General features: G+C 72.4%; 1 protein-coding gene and 2 pseudogenes. All 3 read left to right on the top strand.

What is annotated here, in order from left to right; all coding sequences use genetic code 11:
- Positions 1 to 89: 89 nt before the first annotated feature.
- Positions 90 to 6,602: a non-ribosomal peptide synthetase gene (locus J5X75_RS45625; RefSeq protein WP_208470618.1), complete on the top strand. Its 6,513-nt coding sequence runs from the start codon at positions 90 to 92 to the stop codon at positions 6,600 to 6,602.
- An 8-nt stretch (positions 6,603 to 6,610) separates the two neighbouring features.
- Positions 6,611 to 17,434: pseudogene (locus tag J5X75_RS28595) on the top strand (amino acid adenylation domain-containing protein); the annotation flags it as partial.
- Positions 17,414 to 18,904, top strand: a pseudogene (locus J5X75_RS46580) (amino acid adenylation domain-containing protein); the annotation flags it as partial. The pseudogenes J5X75_RS28595 and J5X75_RS46580, both read left to right, overlap by 21 nt.
- Positions 18,905 to 18,931: the final 27 nt, after the last annotated feature.

Genomic DNA, 18,931 nt, shown 5'->3' with positions numbered 1-18,931 from the left:
ACCCACTTGATCGGCGCTCCCTAGCCTGACTTCCGATCCCTTTGGCAAGACTCTGCCGAGCGCCTTTGAAAATCAGCGGGAAGGGAATCATGGAAAGCCACCACGCATCCGCCGCCGCGGCATTACGACCCCGTACAGCGCAACGAGGTCCGCTGTCGCACGGCCAGCAACGGCTGTGGTTCCTCGACCGCTGGCTGGCGGGCCGGCCGGTGTTCACCATGCCGGTCACGCTGCGCCTGACCGGCCCGCTGGACGCCGACCGTCTCATCGGCGCCGTCCGGGCCGTGGCCGCCCGGCACGACGTGCTGTTCACCGTGTACGAGGAGGGCCCCGGCGGCCCCCGCCAGCGGGTGACCGAAAGCCGGGAACTGCCGTGCCCGGTGACCGACCTCGCGGAGCTGGGGGAGGACGCGGCGCGGGAGCGGGCCGAACAGCTCGCCGAACAGGACGCGCGACGTCCCTTCGATCTCGCGGCGGGCCCGATGGTCCGGGCGCACCTGTTCCGGCTGGCCCCGCAGACCCACTGGCTTCAGCTGACCTTCCACCACATCGCCTTCGACGGCTGGTCGTTCGGCGTCTTCCAACGCCAGCTCATCGCGGCCTACCGGACCGGCGCGGCGCCCGGCGAACCGCTGGCCGTGCAGTACGCCGACTACGCCCTGTGGCAGCGCGAGAAGCTGACCGGCGAGGCCACCGACCGTGCCCTGCAGGCGTGGACCCACGCCCTGGCCGGCGCGCCGGACGTCCTCGACCTCGGCGCCGACCGGCCGCGTCCGGGCGAACTCAGCTACCGCGGCCGCACCGACCGGTTCACACTGTCCGGCATCCCCGTCGCGGCTTTGGAGAAGTTCGCCGCCGGGGAGGGGGTGACCCCGTACGTCGCGCTCCTCGCCGCCTTCCAGGCCCTCGTGGCCCGGCACGCGGGCAGCGACGACATCGTGCTCGGCTCACCGACGGCGGGCCGGGGGCCGGCGGCGCTCGACGAGATGGTCGGCTTCTTCGCGGACTCGCTGGTCATCCGGACCAGCCTGGACGGCGACCCGACCTTCCGTGAGCTCGTCACCCGCACCCGGGCCGGGGTCCTGGACGCCCTGTCGCGCAGCCGGATGCCGTTCGACCTCGCCGTGAACCATCTGCACCCGGCGCGTGACCTCAGCTTCAGCCCGGTCGTCCAGGTCATGTTCGGCCTGCACGAGGAGGACGCCGCCGAGGTGCTCGACGACGGCGTCGGCATCGAGCGCGCCGACATCGACACCGGCACGGCGAAGTACGACCTCACCTGGTCGGTCTACCGGGGACCGAACGGGCTGCGGCTCGACGTGGAATACGCGACCGACCTGTTCGACGCCGCGACCGTGCGGACCCTCGTCAGCCACTGGGAGACCCTGCTGCGAGGGGTCGTCGCCGACCCGGACGTCGCGCTCAGCCGGATCGAGCTGGCATCCGAGGACGAGGCCGGCAGACTGCGGCGCTGGTCGGGCGAGGAACGTCCGGCACCCGGCGGCACGATCCACGACCTCGTTTTGCGTGGCGCCGCCGCGCGGCCGGACGCGGTGGCGATCACCGGCGCCGGGGAGACGCTCACGTACGCGGAACTGGAGCGGCGCAGCGCGGCGCTGGCCCGTCGGCTGCGGGCGATGGGCGTGGGGCCGGAGGACCGCGTCGGCGTCTGCATGACGCGGTCGCCGGAGACGGTGGTGGCCTGCCTCGCGATCCTGCGGGCCGGCGGCGTGTACGTACCCCTGGACACGGCGTTTCCCGCCGACCGCATGGCGTTCATGCTGCGCGAGGTCGGCGCGCGGATCGTCCTGATCCATCCGCCGACCGCCGGGACGGTCCCGGACGGCCCGTGGCGCGTCGCCGACGCCGGTGCGATCGACGACGGGAGCCCGGACACGCAAGCCGTACTGCCCGAGGTGGGACCCGGCAACGCCTGCTACGTCATCTTCACCTCGGGGTCGACCGGCCAGCCGAAGGGCACCACGGTGACCCACGGCAACGTCCTGGGACTCCTGAGCGGCGTCCGGGAGCGGCTGCCGTTCGGCCCGGACGACGTGTGGACGTTCTTCCACAGTTTCGCGTTCGACTTCTCGGTGTGGGAGATCTGGGGTGCGCTGACCACCGGCGGGCGCCTGGTCGTGGTGCCGTACGACGTGAGCCGCGACGCCGGCGCGTTCCACCGGCTCGTCCGCGACGAACGGGTGACGATCCTCAGCCAGACACCGTCGGCGTTCCGGCAGTTCGAGACGGCGGACGAGCAGGCCGGCGGCGAGCTGTCGCTGCGGGCCGTGGTGTTCGGCGGCGAGGCACTGCACCGGCCCTCGGTCCGGCGCTGGGCCGCCCGGCACGGCTACGACGAACCCCTGCTCGTGAACATGTACGGCATCACCGAGACCACCGTGCACGTCACCTATGCGGCCCTCGCCGAGGACGACCTCGACCGTGAACCGACCCCGATCGGGCAGCCCCTGCCCGGTGTGGTCGCGCACGTGCTGGACGCGTACGGGCGGCCCTGCCCGGCCGGGGTGACCGGCGAGATCCACGTCGGTGGCGTGGGCCTCACCCGCGGCTACACCGGGCGGCCCGGGCTGACCGCCGAACGGTTCGTGCCCGATCACCTCACCGGGCGTCCCGGCCGCCGCCTGTACCGCACCGGCGACCTCGGCCGCTGGAACGCACGAGGCGGGCTGGAGTACGCCGGGCGTACCGACTCGCAGGTGAAGATTCGTGGCTACCGCATCGAGACCGGCGAGATCGAAGCCGTCCTCGGGCAGCATCCGCGCCTGCTGGAGGCGGCCGTCATCGCCCGCGGCGACACCGACGGCCACGTCGGCCTGGCCGGCTACCTGGTCGCCGACGGCACCGCGCCGTCACCCGACGAACTGCGCGCGTGGCTGCTGCGGCGGGTCCCGGACTACATGGTGCCCCGCCATTTCGTGATCCTGGACGCGCTGCCGCTCACCCCGCAGGGCAAGGTCGACCGCCGGGCCCTGCCCGCCCCGGAGGCCGTACGCCCGGACCTGGCCCAGGAGTACGTGCCGCCGCAGGGCCCCGTCGAGCAGCTGCTGGCCGAGATCTGGGGCGAGGTGCTGGCGGTGGACCGGGTCGGCCGGCACGACAACTTCTTCGATCTCGGCGGCGACTCCATCCGCAGCATCGGCGTGCTCGGCCGGGCCCGCACCAGGGGCCTCGCCTTCGACCTCCAGGATCTGTTCCGCAGCCCGACACCGGCCGGGCTGGCCACCCTCGTACGGACCACCGCGCCGACGGCCACGGCCCCCGAACGCGAGCCGTTCGCGATGCTGACCGACCAGGACCGGGCCCTGCTGCCGGACGGGGTCGAGGACGCCTACCCGATGGCGGAGCTCCAGGTGGGCATGGTCTACGAGATGGAGCTCAACCCCGAGCGCCGGGCCTACCACAACCTGGACGGGCTGCGTATCGTCGGCCCGTTCGACGAGGAGCGCTTCCGGGAGGCCACGGCCCGCGTCGTCGCCCGCCACCCCATCCTGCGGACGGCGTTCGACCTCAGCGGGTTCAGCGAGCCGATGCAGCTGGTGTACCGCGCCGCCGAGATGCCGTTCACCGTGGTCGACCTGCGCCACCTCGACGAAGCGGCCCGCGACGAGGCCCTCGACGCGTACGTGCTGGCCGAGCGGCGGCGCCCGTTCGACCACTCCCGCCCGCTCCTGCTGCGGTTCGCCCTGCACCGGCTGACCGACGAGTCCTTCCAGTGGACGCTCACCGAACACCACGCCATCTTCGACGGGTGGAGCCTGCACTCCACCATCTCCGAGATAGCCGAGGTCTACCAGCGGCTGCTGGCCGGCGAGGATCCGGTGCTCACACCGCCGGACTCCACCTACCGCGACTTCATCGCCGCCGAGCGGGAGACCCTGACGTCCGAGGAGAGCCGGCGGTTCTGGCTGGAACGCGTCGCCGACCGCCCGGACTGCCGGCTGCCGCGCCGCCCGTCCGACCGGCCGGAGCGGCTGTCCGGGCGGGCACAACCGCACGAATGGCGCGCCCACTACCCCGACCAGGGCTACGGCGCCGTCGAGACGCTCCTGCCGGAGGATCTGTGCGACGGCCTGCGCGACCTCGCCCGCCAGTGCGCGATCCCCCTCAAGACGGTGCTGCTGGCCGCCCACCTCAAGGTGATGAGCCTGGTCACCGGCGTGTCCGACCTCCTGGTGGGGCTCACCGCCAACGGGCGGCTGGAGGAGGAGGGCGGAGCCGAGGTCCGCGGCATGTTCCTCAACACCGTGCCGTTTCGCATCGCGCTGCCCGACGGCAGCTGGCGCGACCTGATCCGTGCGGTCTTCGAGACCGAGCGCGAGCTGCTGCCGCACCGCCGGTATCCGCTCGGCGCGCTCCAACGTGAGGTCGGCGGCGACCCGCTGTTCGAGGTGAACTTCGTCCACAACCACTTCCACGTCCTGGACCGCGCGTTCGGCCCCGGCCTCATGCGCATCGAGGACGGCAAGATCGACAGTTTCGCGACGGACCGGGTGGAACCCACCAACTTCCCGCTCAACGTCGGCATGGTCCGCAACCCGTACTCCCACCGTCTGCTGTTCGGCATGGACTACCACACCGACGTCCTCACCCAGGACCAGGTGCTGCTGTACCGCGACTACTACCTGCGGGCGATGACCGAGATGGTGGCCGATCCCGGGGCGGCGCACCGGTCGGCGCCGCTGCTGGGCGACGACGAGCGGGCGCTGCTGGAATCCTGGAACTCGACGACGGCCGACGTCCCCCCGGCGCCGGTGCACCGCATGGTCGAGGCCCGGGCCGCGGCCGCGCCGGACGCGGTCGCGGTGGAGTCGGGCGGCACGGCCCTGACCTACGGCGAGCTCAACGCGCGGGCGAACCGGGCCGCCCGCCGGCTGCGTGACCTCGGCGTCGGCCCGGACGTCCCGGTGGCGCTGTGCATGGACCGGTCGCTCGCCACGATCACGTGCCTGCTGGCCGTCCTCAAGGCCGGCGGTGTCTACGTGCCGATCGAGCCCGACTACCCGGCCGAGCGCATGGAGTACATGCTGCGCGAGACGGGCGCCCCCATCGTGCTGGCCGACGCGCCGGCCGCGGACCGGGTGCCGCCCGGGCCCTGGTGGGTCCGGACCGTGGACGACCGCCTGTGGGACGAGGGCGACGACGGGAACCTTCCCGGTGGCGCCGGGCCGGACAACGGCTGCTACGTGATCTTCACGTCGGGGTCGACCGGGCAGCCGAAGGGCGTGGTGACCCGGCACCGCAACGTCACCGAGCTGCTGCACGGCGGCGAGTTCCTCCGGCTCGAAGCCGCCGACACCCTGCTCCAGCTGGCGCCCCTGTCCTTCGACAACTCGACCTTCGAGGTGTGGGCGCCGCTGGTGGGCGGGGCCCGGCTGGTCCTGGCGCCGGCCGAACGATACGGCCCGGCGGAGATCGCGGAATGGGTGGCCGCGGCGGGCGTCACGGTGCTGCACGCGACGGCGTCGTTGTTCGCGTTGCTGGTCGACCACGAGCCGGGGATGTTCGACGGTCTGCGCCGTTTCCTGACCGGCAGCGAGACGGTGTCGCCGGGTCATGTGGCGCGGATTCTGGAGCGTTGCCCGAATCTGGAGGTGGTCAACTGCTGGGGGCCGACGGAGACGACGACGTTCTCGGTGTGCGGGGTGTTCCGGCGTGGCTCGGTGCCGGCGGGTGCTCTGCCGCTGGGTTCGCCGTTGGTCAACACCCAGGTGTGGGTTCTCGACGAGGCCGGCATGCCGGTTCCGGTGGGGACTCCGGGCGAGTTGTACGTGTCGGGCCCCTGCCTGGCGCGGGGCTATCTGGGCCGGCCGGGGCTGACGGCGGAGCGGTTCGTGCCGCACCCGTTCCGGGCCGGGGAGCGTCTCTATCGGACCGGGGACCGGGGCCGGTGGTCGGTGGACGGGCTGGTGGAGTTCCTGGGCCGGACCGATCACATGGTCAAGGTGCGCGGCTACCGGGTCGAACTGGGCGAGGTCGAAGCCACCCTGCGCGAGCATCCGGATGTTCGCGAGTGCGTGGTGGTGACCCGGCCGGACGGGGCGGCCGGGGTGGACCTGGTCGGCTACCTGGTGGCGGACGGCGAAGGCCTGTCGTCGGGTGAGGTGCGGTCCTGGCTGGGCGGGCGGCTTCCGGCGTACATGGTTCCCCGCTTGTTCGTCTTCCTGGACGCTCTGCCGTTGACGCCGCGAGCGAAGGTCGACCGCCGCGCGTTGCCGGATCCGGAGCTGGTGCGGGCGGACGCGGGGCAGGAGTACGTGGCGCCCGAAGGCCCGGTCGAGGAGCTGCTGGCCGAGATCTGGTGCCGGGTGCTGCGTGTCGACCGGGTCGGCCGGAACGACGACTTCTTCGCCCTCGGCGGCGACTCCATCCGCAACATCCAGGTGGTGGGGCATGCCCGCGCCAACGGGCTCACCGTCGGTTTGCAGGATCTTCATCGGCATCCCACCGTGGCGAGCCTCGCCGAGGTCGTCCAGCCGCGCGGGTCCGTCCCGAAACGGGCGAAGACGTCGGCGTTCGACCTCCTCTCCGACTGCGACCGCGAGCGGTTGTCCGCGCGCGGGTCGGCCGGGGACGCGCGGTGACGGAGGTGATGCAGCGCCGGCAGGCGGCCGGCGGGATCGAGGACGCCTACCCGATGTCGGCGCTCCAGATCGGCATGGTCTACGAGATGGAGCGCGACCCGGAACGGCTGCCCTACCACAACGTCCACACCCTCCGGATCCCCGAACGATTCGACGAACATCGGTTCCGGCGGGCGGTGGCACATGCCGTGGCCCGCCACCCGATCCTGCGCACCTCGTTCGCGCTCGTGGGGTTCAGCGAGCCGATGCAGCTGGTGTACGACGCGGCCGAGGTCCCGATCACGGTGGCGGACCTGCGGACGGCCGACGAGCACACGACCCGGGCGGCGCTCACCTCCTACCTGGACGGCGAACGGCGGACGCCACTGGACCCGGCGACGGCGCCCCTGTGCCGGATGGGCGTGCACGTGCTGGCCGCCGACGCCTTCCAGTGGACCCTCACCGAGCACCACGCCATCCTCGACGGCTGGAGCCTGGCCTCGGTCGTCGCCGAGATCACCGACGGCTACCGGCGGCTGCTCGCCGGGCGGGAGCCGCAGGCCGCACCGCTGCGCTCCACCTACCGCGACTTCATCGCCGCCGAGCGGGAGACCCTGGAATCGGCGGAGAGCCGCGAGTTCTGGCACGAACGGCTGGACGAGCCGCCCGACAGCCGCCTGCCACGCTGGCCGGACGACCGCCCCGCCAGGCCGGCCGCCGAGACGGTCCGGGGAGAACGCCACCGCCCCGGCTCGCTGATCAGTCCACTGCCGGCCGAACTGGCACCCCGGCTACGGGACCTGGCCCGCCGCTGCCGGGTGCCGCTCAAGTCGGTGCTGCTGGCCGCGCACATGAAGGTGATGAGCCTGGTCACCGGCTCCGCCGACGTCGTCGCGGGCCTCACCGCCAACGGCCGGCTGGAGGAGGAGGACGGCGCCGACGTGTGCGGCCTCTTCGTCAACACCGTGCCGTTCCGGCTGAAGCTGCCGGGCGGCGCCTGGCGGGACCTGATCGGGGCGGTCTTCGACGCGGAGAGCGCACTGCTGCCGCACCAGCGTTACCCGATGGCCGCGCTCCAGCGGGAGCTGGGCGGCACGCAGCTGGTCGAGACCAACTTCGTCTACACCGACTTCCAGCAGATCCCCGCCACCGCGGCCGGCGACGGGGAAGACCTCACCGACGTCTCCCGTACGCACTTCGCCCTCGTCGTCGCCTTCGGCCGGGAACCGGAGACCGGTGGCGTGATCCTGGAGATGGAGTACGACGCACGCGCGTTCCCGGCCGCGCAGATCACCGTCCTGCGCGACCACTACGTACGCGTGATGACCGCGATGACGGCGGATCCGGCCGCCGACCACCGATGGGTGCCCCTGCTCGGCGACGGCGAGCGGGCACTGCTGGAGTCCTGGAACGCGCGGACCGCCGACGTGCCGCCCGACCCCGTACACCGGCTCGTGGAGAGACGTGCCGCGCAGGCGCCGGACGCGGTGGCCCTCGTGACGGAGACCGGGACGCTGACGTACGGCGAGCTGAACGCGAGGGCCAACCGGATGGCCCGGCGGCTGCGGGCCCTCGGCGTCCGCGCCGACACCGCGGTCGGCGTCGGCGTCCGCCGGTCGGTCGCGATGGTGACCAGCTGGCTGGCCGTGCTCAAAGCCGGCGGCATGTACGTGCCGCTCGACCCCGACCTCCCGGCCGACCGCCTGCGATCCATGCTCACGCGAGCCGGGGCGCCGCTCGTCCTCACCGCGGGCGACCCCGTTCCCGACGGCCCCTGGCAGCGGCTCACCGCCGACGAGAAGCTGTGGACCGACGGCGACGCCGACGACCTGCCCGGCGGCGCCGGCCCGGACGACGGCTGCTACATGATCTTCACCTCCGGTTCGACCGGGCAGCCGAAAGGCGTGGTGACCCGGCACCGCAACGTCAGCGAACTGCTGCACAGCGGCGACATCATGACGGTGCCGGCCGGCGACACCCTGCTCCAGATCGCCCCCGCCTCGTTCGACGTGTCCACCTTCGAGGTGTGGGCGCCGCTCGCCGGCGGCGGGCGGCTGGCGCTGCCGCCGGCGGTGCGGTTCGGGCCGGCCGAGATCACCGCATGGGTCGCCCGCTTCGACGTGACCGTGCTGCACGCGACGGCGTCGTTGTTCGCGTTGCTGGTCGACCACGAGCCGGGGATGTTCGACGGTCTGCGCCGTTTCCTGACCGGCAGCGAGACGGTGTCGCCGGGTCACGTGGCGCGGATTCTGGAGCGTTGCCCGGATCTGGAGGTGGTCAACTGCTGGGGGCCGACGGAGACGACGACGTTCTCGGTGTGCGGGGTGTTCCGGCGTGGCTCGGTGCCGGCGGGTGCCCTGCCCCTGGGAGTGCCGTTGGTCAACACCCAGGTGTGGGTTCTCGACGAGGCCGGCATGCCGGTTCCGGTGGGGACTCCGGGCGAGCTGTACGTGTCGGGCCCCTGCCTGGCGCGCGGATACCTCGAACCGGCGATGACCGCCGAGCGATTCCTGCCGCACCCGTTCCGGGCCGGGGAGCGTCTCTACCGGACCGGGGACCGGGGCCGGTGGTCGGTGGACGGGCTGGTGGAGTTCCTGGGCCGGACCGACCACATGGTCAAGGTGCGCGGCTACCGGGTCGAACTGGGCGAGGTCGAAGCCGCCCTGCGCGGGCACCCGGACGTACGCGAATGCGTGGTGGTCGCCGCACGCGGGGACCTGGTGGCCTACCTGGTGGCGGACGGCGAAGGCCTGTCGTCGGGTGAGGTGCGGTCCTGGCTGGGCGGACGGCTTCCGGCGTACATGGTTCCGCGTTTGTTCGTCTTCCTGGACGCTCTGCCGTTGACGCCGCGGGCGAAGGTGGACCGCCGTGCGTTGCCGGATCCGGAGCTGGTGCGGGCGGATGCGGGGCAGGAGTACGTGGCGCCGCAGGGCCCGGTCGAGGAGCTGCTGGCCGAGATCTGGTGCCGGGTGCTGCGTGTCGACCGGGTCGGCCGGCACGACGACTTCTTCGCCCTCGGCGGCGACTCCATCCGCAGCATCCAGGTCCTGGGACTGGTCCGGGAGGCGGGACTGACCGCCGGCATGGCGGCCCTGCTGGCCGATCCGACGCCGGCCGGCTTCGCGGCCGCCCTGGGGCAGAGCACGACGGAAACCCGGTCCACCGCCTTCTCACTCGTCACCGAGGACGACCGCGAACTGCTGCCGGACGGCCTGGAGGACGCGTACCCGATGTCGGACCTGCAGACCGGCATGGTGTACGAGATGGAGCGCGACCCCGGCCGCAGCCCCTACCACAACGTTCACACCATGCGGCTGACCGGGCCGTTCGACGAGGCGTGCTTCCGCGCGGCGCTCGCCCGGGTGACCGCCCGGCACCCCGTCCTGCGGACCTCCTTCGCTCTGAGCCGCTTCAGCGAGCCCCTGCAACTGGTGCACCCCACCGCCGAGATCCCGTTCACCGTCCACGACCTGCGCGGCGAGCCGGCGGACCGGCAGCGGGCCGTCATCGACGAGCACCTCCGTGTGCAGCGCGGCGCCCCACTGGACCTGACCGCGGCCCCGCTGTGCCGGATGGCCGTCCACCTGCTGTCCGGCACCACCTTCCAGTGGACGGTCACCGAACACCACGCCATCCTCGACGGCTGGAGCCTGACCTCCACACTCTCCGAGATCACCACCCTCCACGAGGAGCTTCTCGCCGGGCGCGACCCGGGCGACACCCCGCCGCGATCGCTCTACCGGGACTTCATCGCGGCCGAACGCGAGGCGCTGCGCACCCCGGCCACCCGCGACTTCTGGCGCGACCGCCTCGCCGGCAGCGACGGGAGCCCGCTGCCCCGCTGGTCGGCCGGCGCACACCAGCCGCTGGGCGACACACTGCCCGGTGAACGCCACGACCGGGACGAGACCCTGGGACACGGCTCACTCGTCACCCCGCTCGGCGACGACCTGCGGGCCGACATCGAACAGTTCGCGCGCCGGGCGGGCGTCCCGGTCAAGACCGCGGTCCTCGCCGCCCACCTGCGCGTGGTCGCCGCGGTCACCGGCGGCCGGGACGTCACGATCGGCCTCTCCTCGCACGGGCGCCTGGAGGAGGCGGACGGCGCCGAGGTGTGCGGCCTGTTCCTCAACACCCTGCCGCTGCGCGTCACCCTCCCGGACGGAAGCTGGCGGGACCTGGCCCGAGCCGTCCTCGACGCCGAGCACGAGGTCATGCCGCACCGCCGCTACCCGATGGCGGCGCTGCAACGGGAACTCGGCCGCACCTCGCTGTTCGAGGCGGGCTTCGTCTACAACGACTTCCACCGCTTCGGGCGCCTGGCCGACGGCACCGGCGGATGGCGCATCGACGCCGCCGGCCAGGGCCCGTCCGGCTCCTCCCGCACCAGCCTGCCGCTGCTCGTCTCGGTGAGCCGGGAAGCCGGGGCCGCCGGGCTGCGCCTCGAACTCGAATACGACACCCGCAAGCTCACCGGCGACCAGGTGACGCTGCTGCGCGACTATCACGTGCGCTGCCTCCGGGCGATGACCGCCGGCCCGTCGTCACGGCACACCACCGTCGCTGTCGCCTCCGGACGGGAGGCCCGGCAGGTCTCGGCGTGGTCGCGGCCGGGGCTGCCCGTCCCGGGCGCGACGACCGTGCACGAGCTGGTGGCGGCCGCGACCCGGGCCCGGCCCGACGCGGTGGCGCTGACCGGCGGCGAGACCGTCCTGACGTACCGGGAGCTGGACGAACGCGCCGGCCGTCTGGCGCGACGGCTGCGCCGCCTCGGCGTCGGCCCCGAGGTGTGCGTCGGCGTCTGCGTGGAGCGGTCCTGGGAGACCGTGGTGGCCTGCCTGGCCGTGTTGCGGGCCGGTGGGGTGTACGTGCCCCTGGACACGGCGTTCCCGGCCGAGCGGATCGAGTTCATGTTGCGCGACGTCGCGGCGCCGCTGGTCGTGGTGCACGCCGCCACCGCCTCCCGGGTGCCGGACGGCCCCTGGGCACAGGTCGACCTGGGCGACGACACGACCGAACCCGGCGACCCCGCCCTCCCCGCGGTCGATCCGGACGGCGGCTGCTACGTGATCTTCACGTCCGGGTCGACCGGCCGCCCGAAGGGGACGACCGTGACCCACCGCAACGTGGTTCGGCTCATCCACGGCGTACGCGAACACCTGCCGTTCGGCCCCGGCGACGTGTGGTCGCTGTTCCACAGCTTCGCGTTCGACTTCTCGGTGTGGGAACTGTGGGGCGCGCTCACCACCGGCGGCCGCGTCGTGGTGGTGCCGTACGCCGTGAGCCGCGACGCCGACGCGTTCCACCGGCTCGTCCGCGACGAGCAGGTGACCATCCTCAGCCAGACGCCGTCCGCGTTCCGCCAGTTCGAGACCGTCGACGAGCGGACCGGAGGCGACCTCGCGCTGCGGGCGGTGGTGTTCGGCGGCGAGGCCCTGCACCGGCCGTCGGTGCGCCGCTGGGCGTCCCGGCACGGCTACGCGTCCCCGCTGCTGGTGAACATGTACGGCATCACCGAGACCACCGTCCACGTCACGTACCTGGAACTCGACGCCGGCCACGTCGAAGGGACCGTCAGCCGGATCGGACGGCCCCTGCCGGACCTCGGCGCGCACGTGCTGGACCGCGACGGCGTACCCTGCCCGATCGGCGTCACCGGCGAGCTGCACGTCTCCGGCGCCGGACTGGCCCGCGGCTACCTCGGCCGCCCGGCGCTGACCGCCGAACGGTTCGTGCCCGACCACCTGTCCGCAACCCCCGGCACGCGCCTGTACCGCAGCGGCGACCTGGCCCGATGGAACCCGCGGGGCAGCCTGGAATACCTCGGGCGGGCCGACACCCAGGTCAAGATCCGCGGATACCGGATCGAGACCGGTGAGATCGAGAACGCGCTCGCCACCCACCCCCGGATCCTCGAGGCCGCCGTCGTCCCGCACGCCGATCCGGAGGGCCGCACCGAGCTGGTCGCCCACCTCGTGCCGGACCCGGCCGGGCCGGGCGCGCCGACCGCCGGCGAACTGCGAGCATGGCTCGGCCGGGGACTGCCGGACTACATGATCCCGCGCCATTTCGTCACCCTCGGCACGCTTCCGCTGACACCCCAGGGCAAGGTCGACCGGCGTGCGCTTCCGGAGCCGGGCACCGGCCGGCCGTCGCTGGAGCAGCGGTACGAACCGCCCAGCGGCGACGTCGAGGAGATCCTGGCCGGCATCTGGCGCCAGGTGCTGGGCGTCGACCGGGTGGGCCGGCACGACGACTTCTTCGCCCTCGGCGGCGACTCCATCCGCAGTATCCAGATCGTCGGCCGGGCCCGGGACGCCGGCCTCACCCTGGAACTCCAGCAGGTTCTCGACACACCGACGCTGGCCGGGCAGGCCGCGGCCCTGGACCCGACCACACGCCACGAGGCGCCGCCGACCCAGCCGTTCTCCCTGGTCCACCCGGACGACCGTGCGCTGCTTCCGGCCGGGCTGGACGACGCCTATCCGATGGCACAGCTACAGGTCGGCATGGTCTTCGAGATGGAGCGCGACCCGGCACGCAACCCCTATCACAACGTCGAGACGCTGCGCCTAGCCGGCCGCTTCGACGAGGCGTGCTTCCGGGAGGCGGTCGACCGTGTGGTGGCCCGGCACCCGGTGCTGCGTACCTCGTTCGACCTGGCCGGGTTCAGCGAGCCGATGCAGTTGGTGCACAGCGCCGTCGAGGTGCCCCTCACCGTCGTCGACCTCCGTGGCGGCTCCGGCGCCCCGCTGCGCGACCATCTCCGCGACCAGCGGCACGCACGGTTCGACCTGTCCGCGGCGCCGCTGTTCCGGATGGCCGTGCACGTGCTGTCCGACCACGCGTTCCAGTGGACCATCACCGAACACCACGCCATCCTGGACGGCTGGAGCATGGTCTCCACCATCTCGGAGATCACCGACCTGTACCGCCGGCTGCTCGCCGGTGACCAGCCGGCCATCGAACCCCTCCGCTCGCTCTACCGGGACTTCGTCGCCGCCGAACGGGCGGCCGTCAGCTCGCCGGAGATCGCGGCGTTCTGGCGCGACCGCCTCGCCACGGCCCCCGGCGGGCGGATACCCCGCTGGTCCGGCGGCCCCGACCTCGCGGTACGCCCGGACGAACGACACGACCGCGACGAGGCTGCCGGCCACGCAACCCTGACCACCCCGATCTCCGCCGAGCAGCTGGCGGCGCTGGAGACGTTCGCCCGTCGCGCCGGAGTGCCCCTCAAGACGGTCGTGCTCGCCGCCCACCTCAAGGTGATCGGCCTGATCACCGGCTCGACCGACGTCCTCATCGGTATGACGGCCAACGGCCGCCTGGAGGAACCCGACGGCGCCGAGGCACGTGGGCTCTTCCTCAACACGGTGCCTTTGCGGGTACGGCTGCCGGAGGGCAGTTGGCAGGATCTCGTACGCGGCGTCCTGCGCGCCGAGCGTGACCTGCTGTCCCGCCGCCGCTACCCGATGGCCCTGCTCCAGCGCGAGTACGGCGGCGACGCGCCACTGGTCGAGACCAACTTCACCTACAACAACTTCCACCGCATCGCGCGGCTCACCGTCGACGGCACCCTCGACCGGGACGGGACCGAGGTGCAGCCCGGCGTGGCGCGCACCAACTTCCCGCTGGACGTGACCGTCAGCCACGACCTCGACACCGGCGGGCTCCTCCTGGAGATCGGCTACTCCCTCCGGGACCTCACCGACGGCCAGATCGGACAGCTTCGCGACCTCCATCTGCGGGCCCTCGACGCGATGGCACGCAACGGCGAGGCCCACCACCGGGCGTCGTCCCTGCTCGACGCCGAACAGGGACGCCTGCTCACCGCATGGCAGGGAACCGACGTGTACGAGGCCACCGCCCCCGTACACGAGCTGCTCCGGGAGCGCGCTGAGCGGTGGCCGGATCTGGTTGCGGTGGAGTCGGACGGGGAGTGTTTGACGTTCGCTGAGCTTGATGCGCGCAGTGATGCGTTGGCGCGGTGTCTGGTGTCGGCGGGTGTCGGTCGTGGTGGCGTGGTGGGTCTGCATCTGCGGCCGGGTGTGGATGCGGTCGTAGGTGTGTGGGCGGTGTGGAAGGCGGGTGGTGCGTTTCTGCCGTTGGACCCGGATCTGCCGTCGATGCGGTTGGCCGCGATGGTGCAAGACGCGGAGCCGGTCGTGGTCGTGTCGCGGGAGTCGTGTCCGTGGCCGTCGGTGTCGCCTGACGAGGACGCAGACGCGGTTCTTCCCACGGTGGGGGCGCGGGATCTGGCGTATGTGATGTTCACGTCCGGCTCGACGGGGCGGCCGAAAGGCGTGATGGTCGAGCACGGCGGTCTCGCCCATCTCGCCGTACACATGCTGCCGTCCCGCATCGGCGGCCTGGAGCATGCCAGGGTTCTGGCCGGGTCGTCGGCGTTCATCTCCGACTTTTTCCTCGCCCAGGTGTTGCCGTTGCTGGGTGGTCACACGCTGGTGGTGGCGCCGGGTCGTGATCCGCGGCATCTGGTGGCGTGGGCGCAGGATCCGCAGCGGGCGGTTCAGGTCATCGATGCGACGACGTCGCAGGTGCAGTTGATGGTGGAGGCGGGGCTGTTGGACGCCCCGCATCCGCCGCGGGTGATCGCGGTCGGTGGTGAGGCGTGCCCGCCGGATCTGTGGCAGGTTCTGCGATCGCGTCCTGGCGTGGCGGCCTACAACACGTATGGGCCTGCGGAGACGACGGTCGAAGTGGCTATGGCGGACATCGCCGCACACCCGTCGCCGGTGTTGGGCCGGCCGTACGGCGGCGCCCGCCTGTATCTGGTGGACGAGTCGCTTGATCTGGTGCCGCCGGGTTCGGTGGGGGAGATCGTGGTCGGTGGCCCGGGTGTCGGTCGTGGTTATGTGCGGCGGCCGGGGGCGACGGCGGTGGTGTTCGTGCCGGATCCGTTCGGTGCGCCGGGTGGTCGCTTGTATCGGACCGGTGATCTGGGCCGGTACACAGCGGACGGTCAGATCGAGTTCCTCGGCCGTCGGGACCTTCAGGTGAAGATTCTCGGGCAGCGGGTCGAGTTGGAGGAGGTCGAGGCGGTCCTGCGGGGCCATCCGGCGGTGGTCGCGGCAGCGGTCAGCGTTCACCGGCAGCAACTGGTGGGGCACCTCGTGCTGGCTGACGATGCGGTGATGCCGGATCGGGACTATCTGGCGGCTCGGCTGCCGGCGGTGGCGGTTCCGGCGGTGCTGGTGGCGGTCGAGGCGTTGCCGATGACGGTCGGCGGCAAACTCGACCGGCGGGCACTGGCCGAGCCACCGGAGCTGTCCCCGCGAGAGGTGGTGGCTCCGCGGACGGAGGCCGAGCAGCGGATCGCGGCCGTCTGGCAGAGCGTGCTGGGTGTGGAGCGGGTCGGCGTACACGATGATTTCTTCGCTCTTGGTGGGCACTCGCTGCTGGCTGTTCGGCTCACCATGCGGGTCAGCGCGGAGTTGGGTGCCGAGGTCGCGTTGCACGAGGTGTTCGCCCGGCCGACGGTGGCGGCGCAGGCGGAACTGGTCGACCGGCACAGCGGCACCCTGGAGCGGATCCCCCGGGCCGAGCAGGCCGGGATCGCCTCGCACGCGCAGGAACGGCAGTGGTTCCTCTGGCAACTCGACCCGGACAACCCGACCTACAACGTTCCCTGGGGCTACGAGGTACGCGGCGAGCTGGACCTGACGGTGTTCGGCAGGTCGGTGGATACCCTCTTTGAGCGCCACGAGTCGCTGCGTACGACCCTGCATCTCGACGCGGAGGGGCGCGTGGTGCCGAGGCTGGACGCCGTCGAGCCGGGCGTGATGGCGTTCTCGGTGGCCGGCGAGGCGGAGGTGCCGGGGCTCGTCGAGCGGGCGGCCCGGCAGCCGTTCGACCTCACCACCGGGCCGATGCTGCGGGTGAACGTCTGGCGTACGGCGCCGGACCGGCACGTCGTGCTGTTCGTCGCACACCACATCGCCGTCGACGAGTGGTCGATCGGCGTACTCGAGCGGCAGTTGTGGGAGCTGTACCGGTCAGGCGGCGACGGCGAGCTGCCGCCGACGGCGGTCCGCTACGCCGACTACGCGGCCTGGCATCGGGACCTGGTGGAGAGCCGGGCGGACGAGGATCTCGCGTACTGGCGGGAGGCGCTGGACGGCGCCACGTCGTCCTGGCCCCAGCCCTCCTCCGGCTCCGGCGAGGCCGACGAGCGTGCCCGGATCGTGCCGGCGGAACGCTTGCGAGCGCTGGACCGGATCCGCGCGCAGGCGGGCGCCACGGAGTTCATGCTCTACCTGGCGGTGTACTGCCTCCTGATCGCCCGCAGCTCCGGTGAGCGGGACCTCACGGTCGGCGTCCCGGTGTCCGGGCGTACCCATCCCGATCTGGCGCCGGTGGTGGGCTTCTTCGTCAACACCCTGGCGTTGCGGGTGACGGTCGATCCGGCCGACGATTTCCTGGCGCATCTGCGGCGGGTCCGGTCGGCGGTGCTGGCGGCGTTCGCCCACCAGGAGACGCCTTTCGAGCATGTGGTCCGCGCGGTCGCGCCCGACCGCGCCGACGGTGTCAACCCGCTGTTCCGCACGCTCTTCTCCTTCGCCCCGGATGCCGGGACCGGCGACCGTCCGGCTGAGCTCGCCGCCGCCGGGCTGACCCTCGGCGACCTGCCGATCGCGGGCGGCGGCAACCACTTCGACCTGTTGATGGGAACCGCGCGTACGGCCGAGGGGCTGCACCTGACAGTGGAGTTCAGCACCGCGATCCTCGAGGCGGGCGAGGCCGAGGACCTGCTGGGGTCGTTCGTGGATCTGCTCGCGGCGGTCGGCGGGTCACCTCAGGTGGTGGTGTCGGAGCTGCTGCGCGCGAGCGGCTCGGAGCGGGAGCGGATCGCCGCGTGGACCGGTGACGCGGAGGTTCCGGCGGTTGGCGTTCCCGTACACGAGCTGCTCCGGGAACGCGCCGAACGCTGGCCGGACCTGGTCGCGGTGGAGTCGGACGGGGAGTGTTTGACGTTCGCCGCGTTCGATGCGCGCAGTGAGGCGCTGGCGCGGTGTCTGGTGTCGGCCGGTGTCGGTCGTGGTGACGTGGTGGGTCTGCATCTGCGGCCGGGTGTGGACGCGGTGGTGGCGGTGTGGGCGGTGTGGAAGGCGGGTGGCGCGTTCCTGCCGCTGGACCCGGATCTGCCGTCGATGCGGCTGGCCGCGATGGTGCAGGACGCGCAACCCGTCGTGGTGGTCTCGCGGGAGCCGTGCGCCTGGCCGTCGGTCACACCCGACGGCGATGCCGACGCCGTCCTCCCCACGGTGGGCGCGCGGGATCTGGCCGCGGTGATGTTCACCTCCGGCTCGACCGGCCGGCCCAAGGGCGTGATGCTGGAACACGGCGGTCTCGCCACCTTCGCCGAACGCCAGCTGCTGCCGAGGCTGCGCAGAGCCGGGGCCGGCGAACACGCCCGGGTCGTCACCGGCACGTCGGCGTTCATCTCCGACTTCTTCCTGGAGCAGACCCTGCCGCTGCTGGGCGGCCACCGGCTGCTCGTGCTCTCCGGACTGGAGGGCCGCGACCCCCGTGGACTGGTGGAACGGGCGCGGGATCCGCAGCGGGCGGTGGACGTCGTCTGCACCACCACCTCGCAGGTCCAGCTGCTGCTGGAGGCGGGACTGCTGGACGCTCCGTACCCGCCCCGGCTGATCGAGCCGGCCGGCGAGGCGTGCCCGCCGGACCTGTGGCAGGCCCTACGATCGCGTCCCGGCGTGGCGGCCCACAACATCTACGGCCCGGCCGAGACGACGGTCGACACGACGTGCGCCGACATCGCCGCGCACCCGTCTCCCGTGCTGGGCCGCCCCTACGGCAGTGCCCGGTTGTATCTGGTCGACGAGTCGCTTGATCTGGTGCCGCCGGGTTCGGTGGGGGAGATCGTGGTCGGTGGCCCGGGTGTCGGTCGTGGTTATGTGCGGCGGCCGGGGGCGACGGCGGCGGTGTTCGTGCCGGATCCGTTCGGTGCGCCGGGTGGTCGCTTGTATCGGACCGGTGATTTGGGCCGGTACACAGCGGACGGTCAGATCGAGTTCCTGGGCCGTCGGGACCTTCAGGTGAAGATCCTGGGTCAGCGGGTCGAGCTGGAGGAGGTCGAGGCGGTCCTGCGTGGCCATCCGGCGGTGGTCGCGGCAGCGGTCAGCGTTCACCGGCAGCAGTTGGTGGGGCATCTGGTGCTGGTTGACGGTGCGGCGGCGCCGGATCGGGAGTATCTGGCGGCTCGGCTGCCGGCGGTGGCGGTTCCGGCGGTGTTGGTTGCGGTTGAGGCGTTGCCGATGACGGTCGGTGGCAAGCTCGACCGGCGGGCGTTGGCCGAGCCGGACGAGCTGTCC

The organism is Actinoplanes flavus (assembly GCF_017592555.1).
In the GTDB taxonomy this organism is placed as follows: Bacteria; Actinomycetota; Actinomycetes; order Mycobacteriales; family Micromonosporaceae; genus Actinoplanes; species Actinoplanes flavus.
This window is presented reverse-complemented; position numbering and strand designations above follow the sequence as displayed.

Bases quoted from the DNA above. Each gene is read 5' to 3' on its own strand.
- J5X75_RS45625 (WP_208470618.1), top strand. From the start codon at position 90: ATGGAAAGCCACCACGCATCCGCCGCCGCGGCATTACGACCCCGTACA.